The 15,822-nt window shown below is 66.1% G+C and carries 16 protein-coding genes, 1 tRNA gene and 1 riboswitch; of the genes, 5 read left to right on the top strand and 12 right to left on the bottom strand.

Features of this window, described 5'->3' with window-relative positions:
• Nucleotides 1–162: 162 nt before the first annotated feature.
• The 3 genes from AB4Z27_RS05185 to AB4Z27_RS05175 all read left to right on the top strand — a co-directional run bounded on the left by AB4Z27_RS05185 (nt 163) and on the right by AB4Z27_RS05175 (nt 1,515).
• A complete protein-coding gene (locus AB4Z27_RS05185) occupies nt 163–480 on the top strand; it encodes a DUF883 family protein (RefSeq protein ID WP_313818631.1) in 318 nt (105 codons plus the stop codon).
• Nucleotides 481–625: 145 nt separating this feature from the next.
• Nucleotides 626–1,003: a phage holin family protein gene (locus AB4Z27_RS05180; protein ID WP_092290877.1), complete on the top strand. Its 378-nt coding sequence runs from the start codon at nt 626–628 to the stop codon at nt 1,001–1,003.
• On the top strand, nt 1,000–1,515 hold the full coding sequence (locus tag AB4Z27_RS05175) for a DUF3318 domain-containing protein (RefSeq protein ID WP_092290495.1): 516 nt from the start codon (nt 1,000–1,002) through the stop codon (nt 1,513–1,515). The genes AB4Z27_RS05180 and AB4Z27_RS05175 overlap by 4 nt, the downstream gene beginning before the upstream one ends.
• Before the next feature lie 18 nt (nt 1,516–1,533).
• Here AB4Z27_RS05175 and AB4Z27_RS05170 read toward each other — a convergent pair whose 3' ends face one another.
• From AB4Z27_RS05170 to ybgC, 12 genes are all read right to left on the bottom strand, one after another.
• On the bottom strand, nt 1,534–4,377 hold the full coding sequence (locus tag AB4Z27_RS05170; RefSeq protein ID WP_092290498.1) for an EAL domain-containing protein: 2,844 nt from the start codon (nt 4,375–4,377) through the stop codon (nt 1,534–1,536).
• Between the two features lie 137 nt (nt 4,378–4,514).
• Complete coding sequence (locus AB4Z27_RS05165) at nt 4,515–5,423, bottom strand: hypothetical protein (RefSeq protein ID WP_441644009.1); 909 nt, start codon at nt 5,421–5,423, stop codon at nt 4,515–4,517.
• 173 nt (nt 5,424–5,596) lie between these two features.
• A tRNA-Lys gene (locus AB4Z27_RS05160) sits at nt 5,597–5,672 on the bottom strand.
• 50 nt (nt 5,673–5,722) lie between these two features.
• Nucleotides 5,723–6,838 (bottom strand): YeeE/YedE family protein, encoded by a 1,116-nt coding sequence (locus AB4Z27_RS05155; RefSeq protein WP_441590614.1) that lies wholly within the window; start codon nt 6,836–6,838, stop codon nt 5,723–5,725.
• A 51-nt stretch (nt 6,839–6,889) separates the two neighbouring features.
• Entirely contained in the window at nt 6,890–7,573 is a 684-nt protein-coding gene (gene queC / locus AB4Z27_RS05150; protein ID WP_441590616.1) for a 7-cyano-7-deazaguanine synthase QueC, read from the bottom strand.
• A gap of 203 nt (nt 7,574–7,776) precedes the next feature.
• Nucleotides 7,777–8,532, bottom strand: coding sequence for a tol-pal system protein YbgF (gene ybgF / locus AB4Z27_RS05145; protein ID WP_441644008.1), 756 nt, complete (start codon nt 8,530–8,532; stop codon nt 7,777–7,779).
• Between the two features lie 17 nt (nt 8,533–8,549).
• The gene (gene pal / locus AB4Z27_RS05140) at nt 8,550–9,059 is read right to left on the bottom strand and encodes a peptidoglycan-associated lipoprotein Pal (protein ID WP_177219835.1); all 510 of its coding nucleotides are present in this window, start codon (nt 9,057–9,059) and stop codon (nt 8,550–8,552) included.
• Nucleotides 9,060–9,087: 28 nt separating this feature from the next.
• Nucleotides 9,088–10,455, bottom strand: coding sequence for a Tol-Pal system beta propeller repeat protein TolB (gene tolB, locus AB4Z27_RS05135; RefSeq protein WP_092290508.1), 1,368 nt, complete (start codon nt 10,453–10,455; stop codon nt 9,088–9,090).
• A gap of 205 nt (nt 10,456–10,660) precedes the next feature.
• Nucleotides 10,661–11,719 (bottom strand): cell envelope integrity protein TolA, encoded by a 1,059-nt coding sequence (gene tolA, locus AB4Z27_RS05130; protein WP_441644007.1) that lies wholly within the window; start codon nt 11,717–11,719, stop codon nt 10,661–10,663.
• 15 nt (nt 11,720–11,734) lie between these two features.
• Complete coding sequence (gene tolR, locus AB4Z27_RS05125; protein WP_092290512.1) at nt 11,735–12,172, bottom strand: protein TolR; 438 nt, start codon at nt 12,170–12,172, stop codon at nt 11,735–11,737.
• A 33-nt stretch (nt 12,173–12,205) separates the two neighbouring features.
• The gene (gene tolQ, locus AB4Z27_RS05120) at nt 12,206–12,889 is read right to left on the bottom strand and encodes a protein TolQ (RefSeq protein WP_177219836.1); all 684 of its coding nucleotides are present in this window, start codon (nt 12,887–12,889) and stop codon (nt 12,206–12,208) included.
• On the bottom strand, nt 12,886–13,290 hold the full coding sequence (ybgC, locus tag AB4Z27_RS05115; RefSeq protein WP_092290881.1) for a tol-pal system-associated acyl-CoA thioesterase: 405 nt from the start codon (nt 13,288–13,290) through the stop codon (nt 12,886–12,888). The genes tolQ and ybgC overlap by 4 nt, the downstream gene beginning before the upstream one ends.
• A 210-nt stretch (nt 13,291–13,500) precedes the next feature.
• Nucleotides 13,501–13,601: riboswitch (ZMP/ZTP riboswitch) on the top strand.
• A gap of 182 nt (nt 13,602–13,783) precedes the next feature.
• Between ybgC and glyA the strand changes: the two genes are divergently transcribed.
• Both glyA and nrdR read left to right on the top strand, forming a co-directional pair.
• The gene (gene glyA, locus AB4Z27_RS05110) at nt 13,784–15,031 is read left to right on the top strand and encodes a serine hydroxymethyltransferase (RefSeq protein ID WP_092290514.1); all 1,248 of its coding nucleotides are present in this window, start codon (nt 13,784–13,786) and stop codon (nt 15,029–15,031) included.
• Nucleotides 15,032–15,166: 135 nt separating this feature from the next.
• A complete protein-coding gene (gene nrdR, locus AB4Z27_RS05105) occupies nt 15,167–15,634 on the top strand; it encodes a transcriptional regulator NrdR (RefSeq protein ID WP_092290516.1) in 468 nt (155 codons plus the stop codon).
• The last annotated feature ends 188 nt before the right edge of the window (nt 15,635–15,822 follow it).

Here is a 15,822-nt window from a genome sequence, read left to right as displayed (position 1 = left end):
TAGTTGGATTGCGATCCAACCGAAACGAATATAAAGTCACTATAAAATCACTCGAAGTCATAAAGACGGTCGGGTGAGCGGCTTGCCTTGAAACGATGGGTTGCCGCCACATATCCTAAGTGGAAGACAGAAAGCGCCACAAGCGATAGCGAGCAAGGCAAAATGTCACCATTCGAACCAACCGCCCGCAAACAGGAGAAACTGATGAGCGATGTGAAGACCGTTCTGTCCGATGCCGAAGAACTGCTTAAGCAAGCGGCCTCGACCACCGGCGAGAAGGCTGCCGAGTTGCGCGAGCGCGGCATGGGCCTGCTGAAGCAGGCCAAGGAAAAAGCCCAGGATCTGCAGGACGCCGTGGTCACCAAGAGCAAGGCCGCCGCGCGTGCCACCGACGACTACGTGCATGACCACCCGTGGAAGGCCGTGGGCGTGGCGGCCGGCGTGGGCCTGCTGATCGGCCTGCTGCTGAACCGCAAGTAAGACAGGCGCAAGCCGGCCGGCATCCGGGCCCCGCGCCCGCGCCGGCCCGCGCCGAAGGCCCGGGAGGGGCGGCGCCATGCCGCCGCCCGGTCCGCTCATCGAGGATGCCGCCAATCTTGGCGCATCGATTCTTCGCCGGAGCCGCATGAGCGAATCCCCTTCCCCCAAGTTCCTGGACTCCCTGCGCAACCTGACCGGTTCGATGGTGTCGATGGTCCAGACGCGCCTGGAACTTGCCAGCGTGGAACTGGCCGAGGAACGCACCCGGCTGATGAAAGTCGCCCTGCTGGCCTGCTTCGGGCTGGTATTTTTCGGCATGGCGCTAATGACGTTCACGATTCTCGTCGCCATCCTGTTCTGGGAAACCTACCGCTGGCAGGCCATCGGCGCGATCGTCGTGATTTATCTGGTCTGCATGGCCGCCTGCCTGCTTACCGCGCGCCGCATGGTGCGCAACGCCCCGCCGCTGTTCGCGGACACGCTCGCCGAACTCGACAAGGACCGGGAGATGCTGCGCCGATGACCACGCCCGACGACGACTCCATGGACGAACGCCGCGCCGAGCATCCGCGCCCGGTGCGATTCTCACGCGAGGTACAGCTGCCGCTGGCCGTCCGCAAGGAACTGCTGATCACCCGCGCGGCACTGGAACGCTACGACGCCGTGCAGGCGCTGCGCCAGGTACGCGGCGGCGCACGCCGCATGACCAACCTGGGCTCCTGGCTGCCCCGGCTGACCCGGCCCTCGGGCTGGCTCAAGATGCTGGGCGTGACGCGCGAATACCCGATGCTGAGTACCGCCATCACCCTGGCGATGCCGCTGTTGCGCCGGACCGCCATCGGCCGCGTAGCCTGGAAGCTGTCGAAATACGGCATGGTCGCTGGCGCCGGATACTGGGCCTACAAGACCTGGCAGGACACGAAAGCCCCGGCCAGCGCGGCCGAGGTCGTGGCCGCGAAGGCGTTCGATACCGGCTTCCGGGATCCGCTGGTGCCTTCCCCCACGCCGGACGCACCGCCGCCGGCCCAGCCCTGAACCTGCCCTGAACCTGCCTTAGAGGGTGACGGCGAACCGCTCGGCGCCGTCCACCACCACGGCGTTGCCGCGCGCGAAGGGCAGCGGCGCGCCGATCAGCTGCCCCTGGGCGTAGTCCACGCCCAACGCCTGCAGCCGCTCCCGCATGGCTTCCGACTCGACGAATTCGGCGATGGTCTTCTTGCCCATCGCGTGCCCGATCCGCTGGATCACCTCTACCATCACCGCATTGACCGGGTCATCGAGCATCTCGCGTACGAAGCTGCCATCGATCTTCAGGTAAGCCGCTGGAAGGTGTTTCAAATAGGCGAATGACGACATGCCCGCGCCGAAGTCGTCGAGCGCGAAGACGCAGCCCATGCCCTGCAGCTGTTCGATAAAGGCCGCCGCCTGCGCGAGGTTGTTGATCGCCGCCGTTTCCGTGATTTCAAAACAGATGCCAGACAAAGCGATGTCATGGCGGATAGCCTGCTGCCGCACGAAGCCGGGGAAGTGCGCGTCGGCCAGCGAGGCACCGGACATGTTGATGGAGCACATGCCGATCTCGCCAGGCCGCTCGATTTGGAGCCGCGCCAGCGCCGCGAACGCGGTTTCCACGACCCATCGGTCGATCATCGGCATGAGGTTGAAGCGCTCGCACGCTGGCACGAAGGCCATCGGCGGCACCAGCTGGCCCTGCTCGTCCACGAGGCGCAGCAGCACTTCGATATGCCGCCCTGCCGCGCCTGCCGAATCCGATTCGGACGGCTGCAACGGCACGATGTCCTGCGCGTAGAGACAGAAACGCCCCGCGCTCAGCGCCGCGTGCACCCGGCTGACCCACTCCATCTCGCCGTGCCGGGCGCGCACCACACTGTCGTTCGGCAGATACACCTGCACGCGGTTGCGGCCGCCCTCCTTCGCCATGTAGCACGCCGCATCAGCTGCGCTCAGCGCCTCCTCGACCTTGCCGGTACCGGCATCGATTCGTACCAGTCCGATGCTGACACCCAATGAGAAGATTCTCTGCCGATGCGCATAGCGGAACGTGGCGATGGCACGACGCAGGGCCTCGGCCACGCGTTCGCCATCGCCCGCATCGCAGTGTTCCAGCAGCACGCCGAACTCATCGCCGCCAAGCCGCGCCAGCGTATCGCCCTTGCGCAGTTGCTGGCGCATGACGGCGGCCATCTGGCGGATCAGCTCGTCGCCGGCGGCATGGCCGCAGGTGTCATTGACCACCTTGAACTGGTCGAGATCGAGGTACATCAGCGTGTGCGCGGCGCCCTCCTGCCGCACGCGGGCGATGGCGGTGGCCACGCGGCGCTCGAACTCGACACGGTTGACCAGCCCGGTCAGCGCGTCGTGGCTGGCCTCGTGCGCCAGCTGGGCGGCGTGGGCGCGCTCCATGCTCACGTCGTGCAGCACCAACACCACGCCGATGGCGTGCCCGCCCTTGTCCCGCATCAGCGCCACCGATGGCTTGACCACCACCGGGCCGCCGCCGGCACGCCCCGCCAGCAGCATCACGCACTGGCTCGGCCAGCGGTCTTCCAGCGCGCGCGGCACCAGGTCGGTCACCGGCGTGCAGGTCGATTCGTCCAGCAGCGGGCAAACCTGGGCCAGGAAGCAGCCGGCTGCCTCGGCCTCGGACCAGCCGGTCAGCCCCTCCGCGGCGGGGTTCATCGAATCGATGCGGCCCCAGACATCGGTCGTCACCACCGCCTCGCCGATGGCGCGCAGCGTGACCTGCGCCCGCTCCTTCTCGGCGAACAACTGCGCCTCGAAGCGCTTGCGGTCGGAAATGTCGCTCAGGGAGCCCGCCATCCGCACCGCCTTGCCCACCGGGCTGCGCACCATGCGGCCGCGCGCGCGGACCCACAGGTAGCCGCCCTGCTTGCGGCGCAGGCGGATCTCCACGTCGTACGGCGTGCCCTCGCGCACGTGGCGGGCCAACTGGCGGTCGAACTCGGCGACGTCGGCCGGATGCATCAGGGCCAGCAGGGTTTCGCGTGCGTGCGGCAACTCGTCGGCGCCAAAGCCGAGCATCTCCGCGCAGCGCGGCGAGAAATAGAGTTCGCCATGGTGGGGATGCCAGTCCCAGAGGCCATCGTCGCTGCCCGCCACGGCCAGTTGCAGCCGCTGCTCGCTCTTGGCCAGCGCGGCGCGCAGCTCACGCTCCTTGCGCTGGGTGCGCATCGACAGCCATGAGGCACAGCCCAGCAACAGGATCGTCAGCAGGACGGTGCCGGACAGCAGCACGCCCCGCACACGCCGCGATGCCTGGCCGAGCGTGGCCGAGAACGCAATCTCCATCGGCCCGAGCCGCGCGTCGAGTTCGGCAATCTCGCGTTGAAGCGGCGGCAGGCAGGCCGCTTCGTCCCGCGCGCCGACACATTCTCGCAACTTGTCTGCCACGACGGTCAGACGGGCGATGTCCACGTCGGCGGCGGCCCAGACGGCAATCGCCTGGTCGATTTCGGTCACATTCCGGAAATAGCGGTACAGCCGGATCATCCCGGGGATGTCGTCGGGGTGGTTGCCGCCGACGAGCAGGCCTTCCACGGCGACCTGACGATCGAAATCCGGACGTTTTTCGAGTTCGAGACGCGCCTGCTTGTCGCCGAGGGGCACGGCGATGGCACGCCGGTAGGCGGCGAAGTCGGCAGGGTCGCGCGAGTCGGTGTAGCGCAGCAGATGCATCACCGCATCTTTCTGCCCCTTCGACCACAGGCTCTCGCCCGCCACGAAACCGCGCGCGGCGGACAACATGTCGACGCTGGCCAGACAGAACAATGCGAGCGCCACCACCACGGGCAGGAACGGCCAGATGATGCGCAGAACATGCTCATTGACCGGGAGGGCAGTACCGCCTTGCTGCATAGACACTTCCCGCGCCGGCGTGCGGCGCTCACCCATTGGACGAATGAACCGATGGCCACGCCGGCGTGCAGCGTGCCAAGTGCATTTTCGATGACCGGGAATGGGGCTGTCTCTAACTCAGACTGGTTAATTGGACCCTAGCGGCTGACGAACACCGCCAGCAGCAGGATCGCGTTCAGTACCAGCAGCATGCCGAGCACAATCGCCACGCGGGACATGGCCGGATGATGTCGGGCCACACCGGCCGTGCCCGCGGCTTCCGGCTGGCCCTCCGCCTGCGGCGCCCGTCCGCGGCGCTTCAGGACCCAGTCCAGTCCGACGCTTGCCACCAGCAGCAGCCCTAGCCACAGCAGCCAGGCCCAGGCCATCGCATGCCGGGTGGAGAAGGTGGCGAAAGCGGCGCCGATCTCCTCCTTGGGCAGCGGCGGCCGGGTGTCGTGCACCGATGAAAGCAGCGACGACTGCGGGAGGGCGTCAGGCGCGGTCGCCATCGTCATCGCCAGCACGGGCTCGGCGTCGGGCAACATGGGGGGCGATGCGGCGGCGGAGGGTGCGGCAGGAACGAGGGTCGCCGGCGGAAGCTCCGGGCGGGCCGGGATGGCGAATTCCTGCGCGGGCCGCGCCTGCAGCGGCCTGGCCGGCGGCTGCGCGGGCGGCCGCCCGGCGGACAGCCGGTCGCTGCGGTGGCGCCACCACTCGGCGAACACGGCGTCGAGGCACGGCACGGAAGTACAGGCATCGCGCTTGCGGCGCCACGCCTGCAAGTCGCCCATGCGCAGCGTGCCCGCGCGCAGCTGGCGGCGCTGGTCGTCGTCGATGCGCACGTAGCCCATGTGGAGCATCGCGTATTCGCAGATCATGCGCTGGGCCACGGGGCGGCGGTCCGGCGGGCTGCCGCAGCGCTGGCCGGGCGATACCAGATCGTCGCAGCGCACCGAGGCGGACTGCGGCGCCAGCTGGCAGGCGAAGTCAGACGCCTGCGCGCCGCCCATCGCGACCAGCCCCCACGCCAGCAGCGCGGCCAGGCGAGCCAGAAGCCTGTTCATCGTGTCGTCTCATCGCCATCGAAATGAGGGGTTCGCGCGCTGGCAGAGGCGCGCGGGATGAACCATGGATTGTGGACGCGCGGCGCAGGAGTTCTGTGCGGTGGCGAACGCCGACGGCGGAAAGTCAAAACAAAAAGGGCCTGTGACTTGCGCCACAGGCCCTTCTGCAATGCTGGTGGGTCGTGCGTGACTCGAACACGCGACCAACGGATTAAAAGTCCGCTGCTCTACCGACTGAGCTAACGACCCGCAAAAATCGAATCCGCGATTATAGAGAGCTACCTGTCAGGCGTCAACCCTCAGGCCATGCGCTCCAGTCGCCATATCTGGTACTTGAAGGCCAGCCATGCGCCGACCACGATGCCCGCGAGCGCGATGAACGAGCCCACGGCCAGCGTCGAGACGCCCGAGAGCCCCTGCCCGATCGTGCAGCCCAGTGCCGTCACCCCGCCCGCGCCCATCAGCATGCCGCCCACCATGTGGTTGGCCACATCCTCGGCATTGCCGAAGCCTTCCCAGCGAAACGTGCGCGTGGCCAGCGCGTACACCGCCGCGCCGGCAATCACGCCAATCACACTGACGATGCCGATGGTCAGCACCTTGCTCTTGTCGCTGAACATCATCAGCCAGTCCAGCGTGTAGGCGTACGGCGCCACGAAGCTCAGACTTTCCATCCGGCCGCTATTCGTGCTGACGAACAGTTCCTCGAGCGTGCTCGGGTCTTCCGACACATAGCCAAGATGGCCGGACACGTACCACATGCCGACGATGATCAGCCCCACGCCAAGGCCGCCGAGCACGTTGTCGAAGCTACGGAACCCGCGTCCCGCCAACGCCCACAGCACCAGCACCGCGCCGATCACGCCGCCCAGCACCAGTTGCAGCGTGCCGCGCGCGATGCCACTGCCCTGCGCCACCAGCGACGGCAGGTCCTGCGTGACGGGCAGCGCCACGGCCACCGTGTCGACCGTGTTCACGCGAACCACGCCAAACAGCCCGCGCAGCGTCATATAGGCGGAGAGCCCCAGGAACACAAACACCACCAGCGACTTCAGGTTGCCCGCGCCGATGCGCACCAGCGTCTTGCTGCCGCAGCCGGAGGCCAGCACCATGCCGAAGCCGAACATCAGCCCGCCCACCGCCGCTGACAGCCAGGCCAGCTTCGCGGAGGTGTAGATCGTCTTGGTCGGATCGATCAGGCCGGCCCAGGCCAGCGCGCCGGTGCCGATCATCGCCACGCCGATGGCCATGACCCACATGCGCATGCGGCTCCAGTCGCCGATGTTCACGATGTCCGAGATGGCGCCCATCGTGCAGAAATGCGTGCGCTGGAGAATGGCGCCGAACAGGAAAGTCAGGGCGAACGTGCTCCACAGCACGGTGTGGGAGAGCGCGGGGATGTCGATGTCAGGCATGGTGGACCGGGGGTGACTCGTATTTTTATGATGTGCTGGCGCGGGGATCGATCAGGCAGCGGCCTGGTAGCGCGTGGGGTCGGGCACGCCCGCCGTCTCGAAGCCGGCGCGACGGATGCGGCAGGAGTCGCACACGCCACAGGCGCGGCCTGCGTCGTCGGCCTTGTAGCAGGAGACGGTCAGGCCGTAGTCCACGCCCAGCTTCACGCCCGCGCGGATGATCTCGGCCTTGGTCATGTCGATGATGGGCGCGTGCACGTGGAAGCGGTCGCCCTCCACGCCAGCCTTGGTGGCCAGGTTGGCGAGCGCCTCGTAGGCGGACACATACTCGGGACGGCAGTCAGGATAGCCGGAGTAGTCCACGGCGTTAGCACCGAAGAACAGGTCGCGGCCGCCGATCGCCTCGGCCCAGCCCAGGGCCAGCGACAGCATGATGGTGTTGCGGGCCGGCACGTAGGTAATCGGAATGCCGCCCGTGGCGCCGTCGGTCGGCACGTCGAGGGTATCGTCGGTCAGCGCGGAGCCGCCGAAGCGGCGCAGGTCGAGCTCGATGATCTCGTGACGCTTGGCGCCCAGCGCCGCCGCCACCAGCTTGGCGGCCTCCAGCTCGGACGAATGGCGCTGGCCGTAGCGCATGGACAGCGCGTAGGTTTCAAACCCGGCGGCGTTGGCCATGGCGAGGACGGTGGCGGAGTCGAGTCCGCCGGAAAGCAGGACGATGGCGCGTTTGGTCATGATCGGGGGCGCGGACGGCGCGAAATGGGGGTCGCTGACTGCGAAAGCGCGTATTTTAGCGCGCCGGCGGGCCGCTCCCAATCAGGCTGGACTGATGGCGCCCATCGCCCGGCTTCCTTCCATGGTCGCAAAGCCCCAAAAGAAAAAGCCCGCCAGAATTTCCAGCGGGCTTCCTCCTGCAACGGTACTGCGAGGCAGACCGGTTACTTCAGGGTCTTCAGCCGGTTGCTCGCGGCCTGGGCCCCTTCCGTGCCCGGATACTTGGCCACCACCGTCTCCAGCGTCTTCTTCGCCGCGGCCTTCTGGCCGGACTCAAGCTGGTTGTTGGCGATGGCGATCATGGCGTCCGGCACCTTCGGATGTGAAGGGTTGGCCGACACCATGCTCTGCAGGACCGTCGTCGAGCCCTTGTAGTCACGCTGCGCGTAGAGCGAATTGCCGAGCCAGAACTGCGCCAGCGGCAGGTAGGGGCTTTGCGGATACTTCTTGGCAAACGCCGAGAACGCATTGCCCGCACCCTTGAAATCGCCCGACTGGAACTGCTTCAGCGCCGCGTCGTACTCGGGCTTCTCGGTCGGTTGGGCCATGCCCTCCCGGCCGTCCACGGTCACCTGTTGCGGCTCGAACTTCTTGAGCCGCGCGTCCAGGTCAGCGTAGTAGTCCTTCTGCTGCTTCTGCAGCGTATCCACCGCGTTCTGGAGCACCTCGTTCTGACCGCGCAGGCGGGCCACCTCTTGCCGCAGACCTTCGAGCTGGTTCTGCATGTCGAGCTGGGCCTTGCTGCTCTGGTCGATGCGCTGTGAAGCCGTTGCCTGGAAACCGTTGAACTGGTCCCGCAACGTGATCACGGCGCGGCGCGCCTCGTCGTCGTCGAAGACGCCGGCGTGTGCGGACGTGGCTGCCAGCAAGCCGCCTGAGACGGCTGCCAGCCACAACAGGGTGGATGCGCGAGCATTCATGAAGACTTATCCGTAGATCAGTAGGCGATGTCGGCGCGACGGTTCTCGGCCCACGAGGCTTCGTCGTGACCGGTGGCCTTCGGCTTTTCCTTGCCCAGGCTCACGGCTTCCATCTGCGACTCGGGCACGCCGAGCGACGACAGCGAACGGCGCACGGCCTCGGCACGCTTCTGGCCCAGGGCGAGGTTGTACTCGCTGGTGCCGCGTTCGTCGGTGTTGCCCTGGATCAGGATCTTGCGACCCTTGTTGGCGCCCAGGTACTGCGAGTGGGCCTGCAGCAGGCTCTGGTAGTCGGACTTCACGCTGTAGCTGTCGAAGTCGAAGTACACGCTGCGCTTGGCCAGCGGGCTGTTCGGATCGTTCAGCGGGTCACGCGAGACGTCCACCGGCGCCACGGCGCGCGGGTCGGTGGTCGGCGCAGTGCCGGTACCCGACTTGGCGGTGTCATCCAGCTTCACGCCGGAGCTGCAGGCGCCCAGTGCGAGCAGGGCGGCGAGGGCGAGCGACTTGGTCATCATTTGGGACATGGCAATAACTCCTCTTTTTTCTATTGCACTATTGCATGAAAGGACCCCAGGACGGCTCGCGAACCTCGCCGGACTGGAGAGACAGCACCTGCTTCGTACGGCCATCCGTGGACACCGCCGCCAGCACCGAGCGGCCGCCCACGCGGGTGGCGTAGAGAATGTACTTGCCGTTGGCGGCGAAGCTCGGGGCTTCGTCATTGGACGTATCGGTGAGGGACGTCACGTCACCGTTGGAGAGGTCCTGCAGCTGTAGCTTGAAGCCGCCCGAACGCGAGATGAAGGCCAGGTACTTGCCGTCCGGCGAGAGGCGGGGACTGACGTTGTAGTTGCCCTTGAACGTCACGCGTTGCGCGGCGCCGCCCTCTTCGCCCGAGGCCGGCATGCGGTAGATCTGCGGCGCACCGCCGCGATCGCTCGTGAAGTAGATGCTCCGGCCGTCCGGCGAGAACTGCGGCTCGGTGTCGATGGCGCTGCTGCGCGAGATGCGGCGCAGGCCCGAACCATCGGCATTGACCAGGTACACCTGCGTGTTGCCGTCGCGCGAGAGCGCCAGCGCCAGACGCTGGCCATCCGGCGACCACGACGGCGCGCTGTTGTTGCCCTTCTGGTTCGACACCAGCGTGCGCTTGCCCGTGGCCAGGTCGTGCACGTAGACCACCGGCTTGCGCGCCTCGAAGGAGACGTAGGCCACGCGGCGCCCATCAGGCGACCATGCCGGCGAGATGATCGGCTCGGTGCTGGTCAGCGCGATCTGCGCGTTCTGGCCGTCCGAATCGGAAATCAGCAGCTGGTAGCGGTTGCCCACCTTCGACACGTACGACAGGCGCGTGGCAAACACGCCGCGCTCGCCGAGCAGCTTCTCGTAGATGTAGTCGGCGATCTTGTGCGCGGTCACGCGCAGCTGGTTCTGGCCGACCGTGAAGGCCAGGCCGCCCAGGCTCTGGCCCTTGACCGTGTCGTACAGGCGGAAACGCACCTCGTACTGGCCGTTGCCGGCGGGGGTGACGCTGCCGGCAACGAAGGCATCAGCGCCGCGCGACTTCCAGCTACCCAAATCCACCTGGGCCGATTCGGCCACGGTGGCGCCGCCCGGATCCACGTTGCGGAAGCGGCCGCTGTTGACCAGGTCACTGCGGATGATGGCGGTCAGGTTCTGCGGGGCCTGCGCCTCGCCTTGGAAGTTGGCGGTGGCCACCGGGAACTGGTTCGAGCCAACTCCGGTGATTTCCACATTCAATTGTGCGTGTGCCACGCCGGCCGACATCAGTGCGGCCGCCAGCCAGGCCATCAGCGCGTAGCGGCTTTGCTCACGCGTGGGCTGGGTGGCGGGCGACGATGTGGATTGAGCGTTGTGCCGCCTTGCGGACAGCCAGTTGGGGGCCCAAAGCTTTCGCATGCTGCTCCTCAGTCGATATCAGGATTCATCGGTACGGCGGGCACAGCAACTACAGCAGGACGGGCAACGCGCCGCTTGGCGCATGGCCCGTTCTGCGTGCAATTGCACGCTGCCGGCCGCGTCAGGCAACCGTTCATGGTAGCAATGCGACCTGACGCCATCGATGAAGGTTGCATTATGTTGCAAAACATGGCAGATGAGGCGCCTAGTCCTTCGGCTTGAACGTGATCGTGAAGCTCGAAGGCGCCTTGCCGTTCTCGTCAGTCGGCAGCGGGTCGGAGCGCTGTACCGCACGCAGCACGGCGTTGTCCCAGTCCGCGTTCCCGCTGGACTTGCTCAGGCGGGCGGACAGCAGCGAGCCGTCCGGCGCCAGCGAGACCGACACCACGGCTGCCGGATTGCCGTCCACATCGCCACCGAAGTTGATGTTCGGCTTCACCTTGCGGCGCACGCGGTCGGCGTAGCCCGGCGACGCCTTGCCGCCCGAACCCGCGCCGGAGCCCGCCGCGCTGCCCACGCCACCGCCGCTGGAGGTGGCGTTGCCGCCAGCCAGGGCCTGCAGGCGCGCCAGCTCGCTCTTGCGCTGGGCGTTGGCCGCGGCTTCGCGCTTGGCCTTCGCATCGGCATCCGCCTTCGCACGGGCCTTCTCTTCGGCATCGGCGGCCTTCGCCTTCTGCTCCGCGTCAGCGCGGGCCTTGGCGTCGGACTTGGCCTTCGCGTCGGCGGCTTCCTTGCGGTCGCGCTCGGCTTGCTCCTTGCGATCCAGCTCGGCCTTCTTCTTCGCGTCTTCCTTGCGCTGCGCCTCTTCGCGCTGCTGTTGCTGGCGCAGGTCTTCCTTGCGCTGATCTTCCTTGCGCTGGGCGTCGCGTTTTTCCTGTTCCTTGCGGGCGGCCTCGCGCTCGGCGGCCTCCTCGGCCTGCTTGCGCTTCTGGCGTTCCAGGGCGATGTCCGCGTCTTCCTCTGCCTTGCTGCGTACGGCCGGCTCTGGCTGCGGCGTCGGGCGCGGCAGCTCCACGGGGCGCGGTGGCGGGGCCTGCGTGGTGTCGGGAATTTCGTCCCACAGCTCGGCTTCGGCGCCCACCGGCGTGCTGCTCTGCCAGCGCACGCCGTAGTAGAGCACCAGCCCGAGCAGCAGGTGCATGAACAGGGCCATCACGAACGAGCGCGTGGTGCCGCGCTCCTTCACCGGCTGGTAGGGATAGGCGGCTGCCTGGGCCCGGCGCTGCGGCCGGGCTTGCGGATGACGTGACGAGAGACTGGCCACTGGATGTCGCGGTGCTTACTTGGACTTGACCATCAGGCCCACGCGCTTCACGCCGTCGGCCTTCAGTACGGACATCACGTCGAGCACCGCCTCGTACTTCACGGCACGGTCGGCGGCGATCACCACGGGCTGGTCCGGGTTCTCATTCTGGCGCTGGTGGACGAAATCCAGCAGGCCGCGCTTGTCGAGCTTGCGCTCGAAGGCGTTGCCGGCGTTGTCCTTGCCGCTCGCGGTCAGGGTGCCGTCCTCATGCACGGACACGACGATGGGCGGCGCCTTCTGCTGCGGCGTGGCCTGCGCCACGGAAGGCAGGTCGACCACGGCCGGATTCACGATGGGGGCCGCCACCATGAAGATGACGAGCAGCACGAGCATCACGTCGATGTACGGCACGACGTTGATGTCGGCGCTGGCCCGGCGGCGCGAGCCGCCGCGGCGCTGGATGGCTGCCATGGCTAGTGCTCCGAATGCGATGAATGAGGTGGATTAGCGGGTCTGGCGCTGGAGAATGTTCAGGAACTCTTCCATGAAACTCTCGAAGCGGATGGCCAGACGATCGATCTCCGTTGCATATCGGTTGTAGGCGATCACGGCCGGAATCGCCGCAAACAGACCGATGGCCGTGGCCACAAGGGCTTCGGCAATACCAGGCGCAACGGATGCAAGCGTCGCCTGCTGCACATTCGACAGGCCGCGGAAGGCGTTCATGATCCCCCACACCGTACCGAACAGGCCGATGTACGGGCTGACCGAGCCTACCGATGCCAGGAACGGCAGGTGCGACTCGAGCACATCCATCTCACGCTGGTAGGCGGCGCGCATGGCGCGGCGGGCGGCGTCGAGCAGCGCGCCGGCGTCGTTGCTGCGCTCGCGGGCCTTCAGGAACTCGCCCATGCCGGACTCGAAGATGCGTTCGAGCGCGCCGGTGTTGTGGCGGTTGTTGACGGCGCTGTTATAAAGCGCCTGGAGATCGCCACCGGCCCAGAAGTCGCGCTCGAAGATTTCCGTCTGGCTGCGCGCGGCGCGCAGCGCCAGGTGCTTGCGGAAAATATAGGTCCACGAGAAGAGGGACATCACCAGCAGCAGCGCCATGACGGCCTGTGCCAGCAGGCTGGCGTGCAGCACCAGCGAGATAATCGACAGGTCTTGCGTGACGGTCACCGGATTCATCGAGCGTTTCTTATAGTTGCGAGAACAGGAGCAGGAATCGGGGCCGGACGAAATGTGTCTTTATCGACACATCCCACCCGGATCTTGCCGCTGGCCAGCTGGAGGTCGTCGCGCCACGCTTCTTGGGCGAATTGGACCGAGGCAGGCCCCACCCGTTCAATCACGGTGCGGATTTCCAGCTGGTCGTCCAGCCGGGCGGGCGCATTGTATTCCACAGCAGTACTGCGTACCACGAAGACCACATTGGACGTATCGGCAAGGTCCTGCTGACCGATCCCGAGCGAGCGCAGCCATTCGGTCCGGGCCCGTTCAAAGAATTTCAGGTAGTTGGCGTAGAACACCACGCCGCCGGCATCCGTGTCTTCCCAGTACACGCGCAGCGGCCAGACATAGTTCGGCATGGCCGGCATTGTAACGGACCGCAACGGCCCGCCGCAGGTAAACCCGCAGGAGAAATGCAACAGCAAGTTGCGAGCCAGGCGCCGCGCGGCTTTGCGGGAAGCTGGCCCGATGCACCGCCCGCCACATCCGGCCTGCCCTGCCCCCGCGTTACCCCCTCTGGCACCGCCTTGCGGCGCGGCGCGGCCTCGCGTAAACTCTGCGGCAACCATTCCATCTTGCGCGACTGGCGAAGTCAGTGGGTACTACCACGAGGAAGCGCAAGTTATCTGGCGTGAATCACAAACGCCTGCCGCTCGCCTGGGCAGCGAATGGGAAGCAGGGTGCGCCCTGCACCGGACGACCTCTATATATAGAGGTCACTGGTGCGGGACGCCAATGCCTTCCCCGCGCGCCCTAATCGCGAAGTTCTGCGAAACCCCCGAGATGTATCCCGATTGCCTGTTCGTATCCGAAAAGTGCATCGGCATCCCTTTTTTACAGACGAGTCACGCCATGTTTGAACGCAGCCGTTTCACCATCGAGCAGATCGACCCCGAAGTCTTCGCCGCGATCCAGAAGGAAAACCAGCGCCAGGAAGACCATATCGAGCTGATCGCGTCCGAGAACTACACCTCGCCGGCCGTGATGGCCGCCCAGGGCTCGCAGCTGACCAACAAGTACGCCGAGGGCTATCCCGGCAAGCGCTACTACGGTGGCTGCGAGTACGTGGATGTGGTGGAGCAGCTGGCCATCGACCGCGTGAAGCAGCTCTTCGGCGCTGAAGCCGCCAACGTGCAGCCGAACTCGGGCTCGCAGGCCAACCAGGGCGTGTTCTTCGCCATGCTCAAGCCGGGCGACACCATCATGGGCATGAGCCTGGCCGAAGGCGGTCACCTGACCCACGGCATGGCCCTGAACATGAGCGGCAAGTGGTTCAACGTGGTCAGCTACGGCCTGAACGCCCAGGAAGACATCGACTACGACGCGCTGGAGAAGCTGGCCCACGAGAAGAAGCCGAAGATGATCATCGCCGGCGCCTCGGCCTTCGCCCTGCGCATCGACTTCGAGCGGATCGCCAAGGTGGCCAAGGATGTTGGCGCCTACTTCATGGTGGACATGGCTCACTACGCCGGCCTGATCGCCGCCGGCGTGTACCCGAACCCGGTGCCGCACGCTGACTTCGTGACCACGACCACCCACAAGAGCCTGCGCGGCCCGCGTGGTGGCGTGATCCTGATGAAGGCCGAGCACGAGAAGGCCATCAACTCGGCCATCTTCCCGGGGATCCAGGGCGGCCCGCTGATGCACGTGATCGCTGGCAAGGCCGTCGCCTTCAAGGAAGCGCTGACGCCGGAGTTCAAGGCCTACCAGCAACAGGTGGTGAAGAACGCCGCCGTGCTGGCCGAGACCCTGATCGCGCGCGGCCTGCGCATCGTGTCCGGCAAGACCGAGAGCCACGTGATGCTGGTGGACCTGCGCGCCAAGCAGATCACCGGCAAGGAAGCCGAGAAGATCCTCGGCGACGCCCATATCACGGTGAACAAGAACGCCATCCCGAACGATCCGGAAAAGCCGTTCGTGACCTCGGGCGTGCGCCTGGGCTCGCCGGCCATGACCACGCGCGGCTTCAAGGAAGACGAAGCCCGCCAGGTGGGCAACCTGATCGCCGACGTGCTGGACAACCCGCACGACGAAGCCAATATCGCCAAGGTGCGCGAGCAGGTGTCCGCCCTGACCCGCCGCTTCCCGGTCTACGGCTGATATCCGGCCCACAACCGGCATCGCGCCTATCTATATAGTGCGCGTGACGAACGGCGCTGCCCCGGCAGCGCCGTTTTACCTTTTGCACACCGCGAGCGATAATGCGGCCCGGCATATATCTTCAGGTGGTCCGGCATGAAATGCCCCTTCTGCGGTCATTCCAACACCCAGGTGCTTGACAGTCGCGTCTCCGAGGACGGCGACACGGTGCGCCGCCGCCGGCGTTGCGAAGCCTGCGACCGCCGCTTCACCACCTACGAGCGCATCGAGCTCTTCTTCCCCGCCATCGTCAAGAAGAACGGCTCCCGCGTGGACTACACGCGCGGCAAGCTCAAGGACTCCATGCGGCTGGCCCTGCGCAAGCGGCCGGTGTCCGCCGAGGCCATCGACCAGGCCATTACCCGGATCGAAGAAAAACTGCTGGCGCTGGGCGAGAAAGAGATCGCCAGCAGCCAGGTGGGCGAACTGGTTATGCGCGAATTGCGCAAACTCGACAAAATTGCCTATATCCGCTTTGCTTCCGTTTATCGCAGTTTTGAAGATGTGTCGGAATTTCGCGACGTACTCGACGAGTTTTCCCCGCCTACCCCACGAAAGGGGTAGCTACTTCGTAAAAAAAGCTGTCTAATCTGCACTGACCTCCTTCGGGTAAGGAGGCCGGATGGCGAGCGCGTGCACGGCGTAAACGGGGCCCAACAGAGGCTCCGGCGCAGCAAAACTCCAACGCGCCGCCCGTAGAAAAGCAAAAGAACAGTTCGATTTTTTGGACGGGAGTCACAAATGGGTCAGTC

Origin of the sequence: Cupriavidus sp. KB_39 (genome assembly GCF_052114485.1) — a bacterium.
GTDB lineage: Bacteria > Pseudomonadota > Gammaproteobacteria > Burkholderiales > Burkholderiaceae > Cupriavidus.
Note: the sequence above shows the minus strand (reverse complement) of the source record. Positions and strands in the feature narration are given on the sequence as shown.

What these genes read in the sequence shown, in the direction of transcription:
- AB4Z27_RS05175 (WP_092290495.1), top strand. Translation starts at nt 1,000, where the DNA reads ATGACCACGCCCGACGACGACTCCATGGACGAACGCCGCGCCGAGCAT.
- AB4Z27_RS05185 (WP_313818631.1), top strand. Translation starts at nt 163, where the DNA reads ATGTCACCATTCGAACCAACCGCCCGCAAACAGGAGAAACTGATGAGC.
- ybgC (WP_092290881.1), bottom strand. Translation starts at nt 13,290, where the DNA reads ATGCCGAACTATGTCTGGCCGCTGCGCGTGTACTGGGAAGACACGGAT.
- AB4Z27_RS05155 (WP_441590614.1), bottom strand. Translation starts at nt 6,838, where the DNA reads ATGCCTGACATCGACATCCCCGCGCTCTCCCACACCGTGCTGTGGAGC.
- tolR (WP_092290512.1), bottom strand. Translation starts at nt 12,172, where the DNA reads ATGGCAGCCATCCAGCGCCGCGGCGGCTCGCGCCGCCGGGCCAGCGCC.
- pal (WP_177219835.1), bottom strand. Translation starts at nt 9,059, where the DNA reads ATGTCCCAAATGATGACCAAGTCGCTCGCCCTCGCCGCCCTGCTCGCA.
- tolQ (WP_177219836.1), bottom strand. Translation starts at nt 12,889, where the DNA reads ATGAATCCGGTGACCGTCACGCAAGACCTGTCGATTATCTCGCTGGTG.
- glyA (WP_092290514.1), top strand. Translation starts at nt 13,784, where the DNA reads ATGTTTGAACGCAGCCGTTTCACCATCGAGCAGATCGACCCCGAAGTC.
- nrdR (WP_092290516.1), top strand. Translation starts at nt 15,167, where the DNA reads ATGAAATGCCCCTTCTGCGGTCATTCCAACACCCAGGTGCTTGACAGT.
- tolB (WP_092290508.1), bottom strand. Translation starts at nt 10,455, where the DNA reads ATGCGAAAGCTTTGGGCCCCCAACTGGCTGTCCGCAAGGCGGCACAAC.
- AB4Z27_RS05180 (WP_092290877.1), top strand. Translation starts at nt 626, where the DNA reads ATGAGCGAATCCCCTTCCCCCAAGTTCCTGGACTCCCTGCGCAACCTG.
- AB4Z27_RS05170 (WP_092290498.1), bottom strand. Translation starts at nt 4,377, where the DNA reads ATGCAGCAAGGCGGTACTGCCCTCCCGGTCAATGAGCATGTTCTGCGC.
- queC (WP_441590616.1), bottom strand. Translation starts at nt 7,573, where the DNA reads ATGACCAAACGCGCCATCGTCCTGCTTTCCGGCGGACTCGACTCCGCC.
- AB4Z27_RS05165 (WP_441644009.1), bottom strand. Translation starts at nt 5,423, where the DNA reads ATGAACAGGCTTCTGGCTCGCCTGGCCGCGCTGCTGGCGTGGGGGCTG.
- ybgF (WP_441644008.1), bottom strand. Translation starts at nt 8,532, where the DNA reads ATGAATGCTCGCGCATCCACCCTGTTGTGGCTGGCAGCCGTCTCAGGC.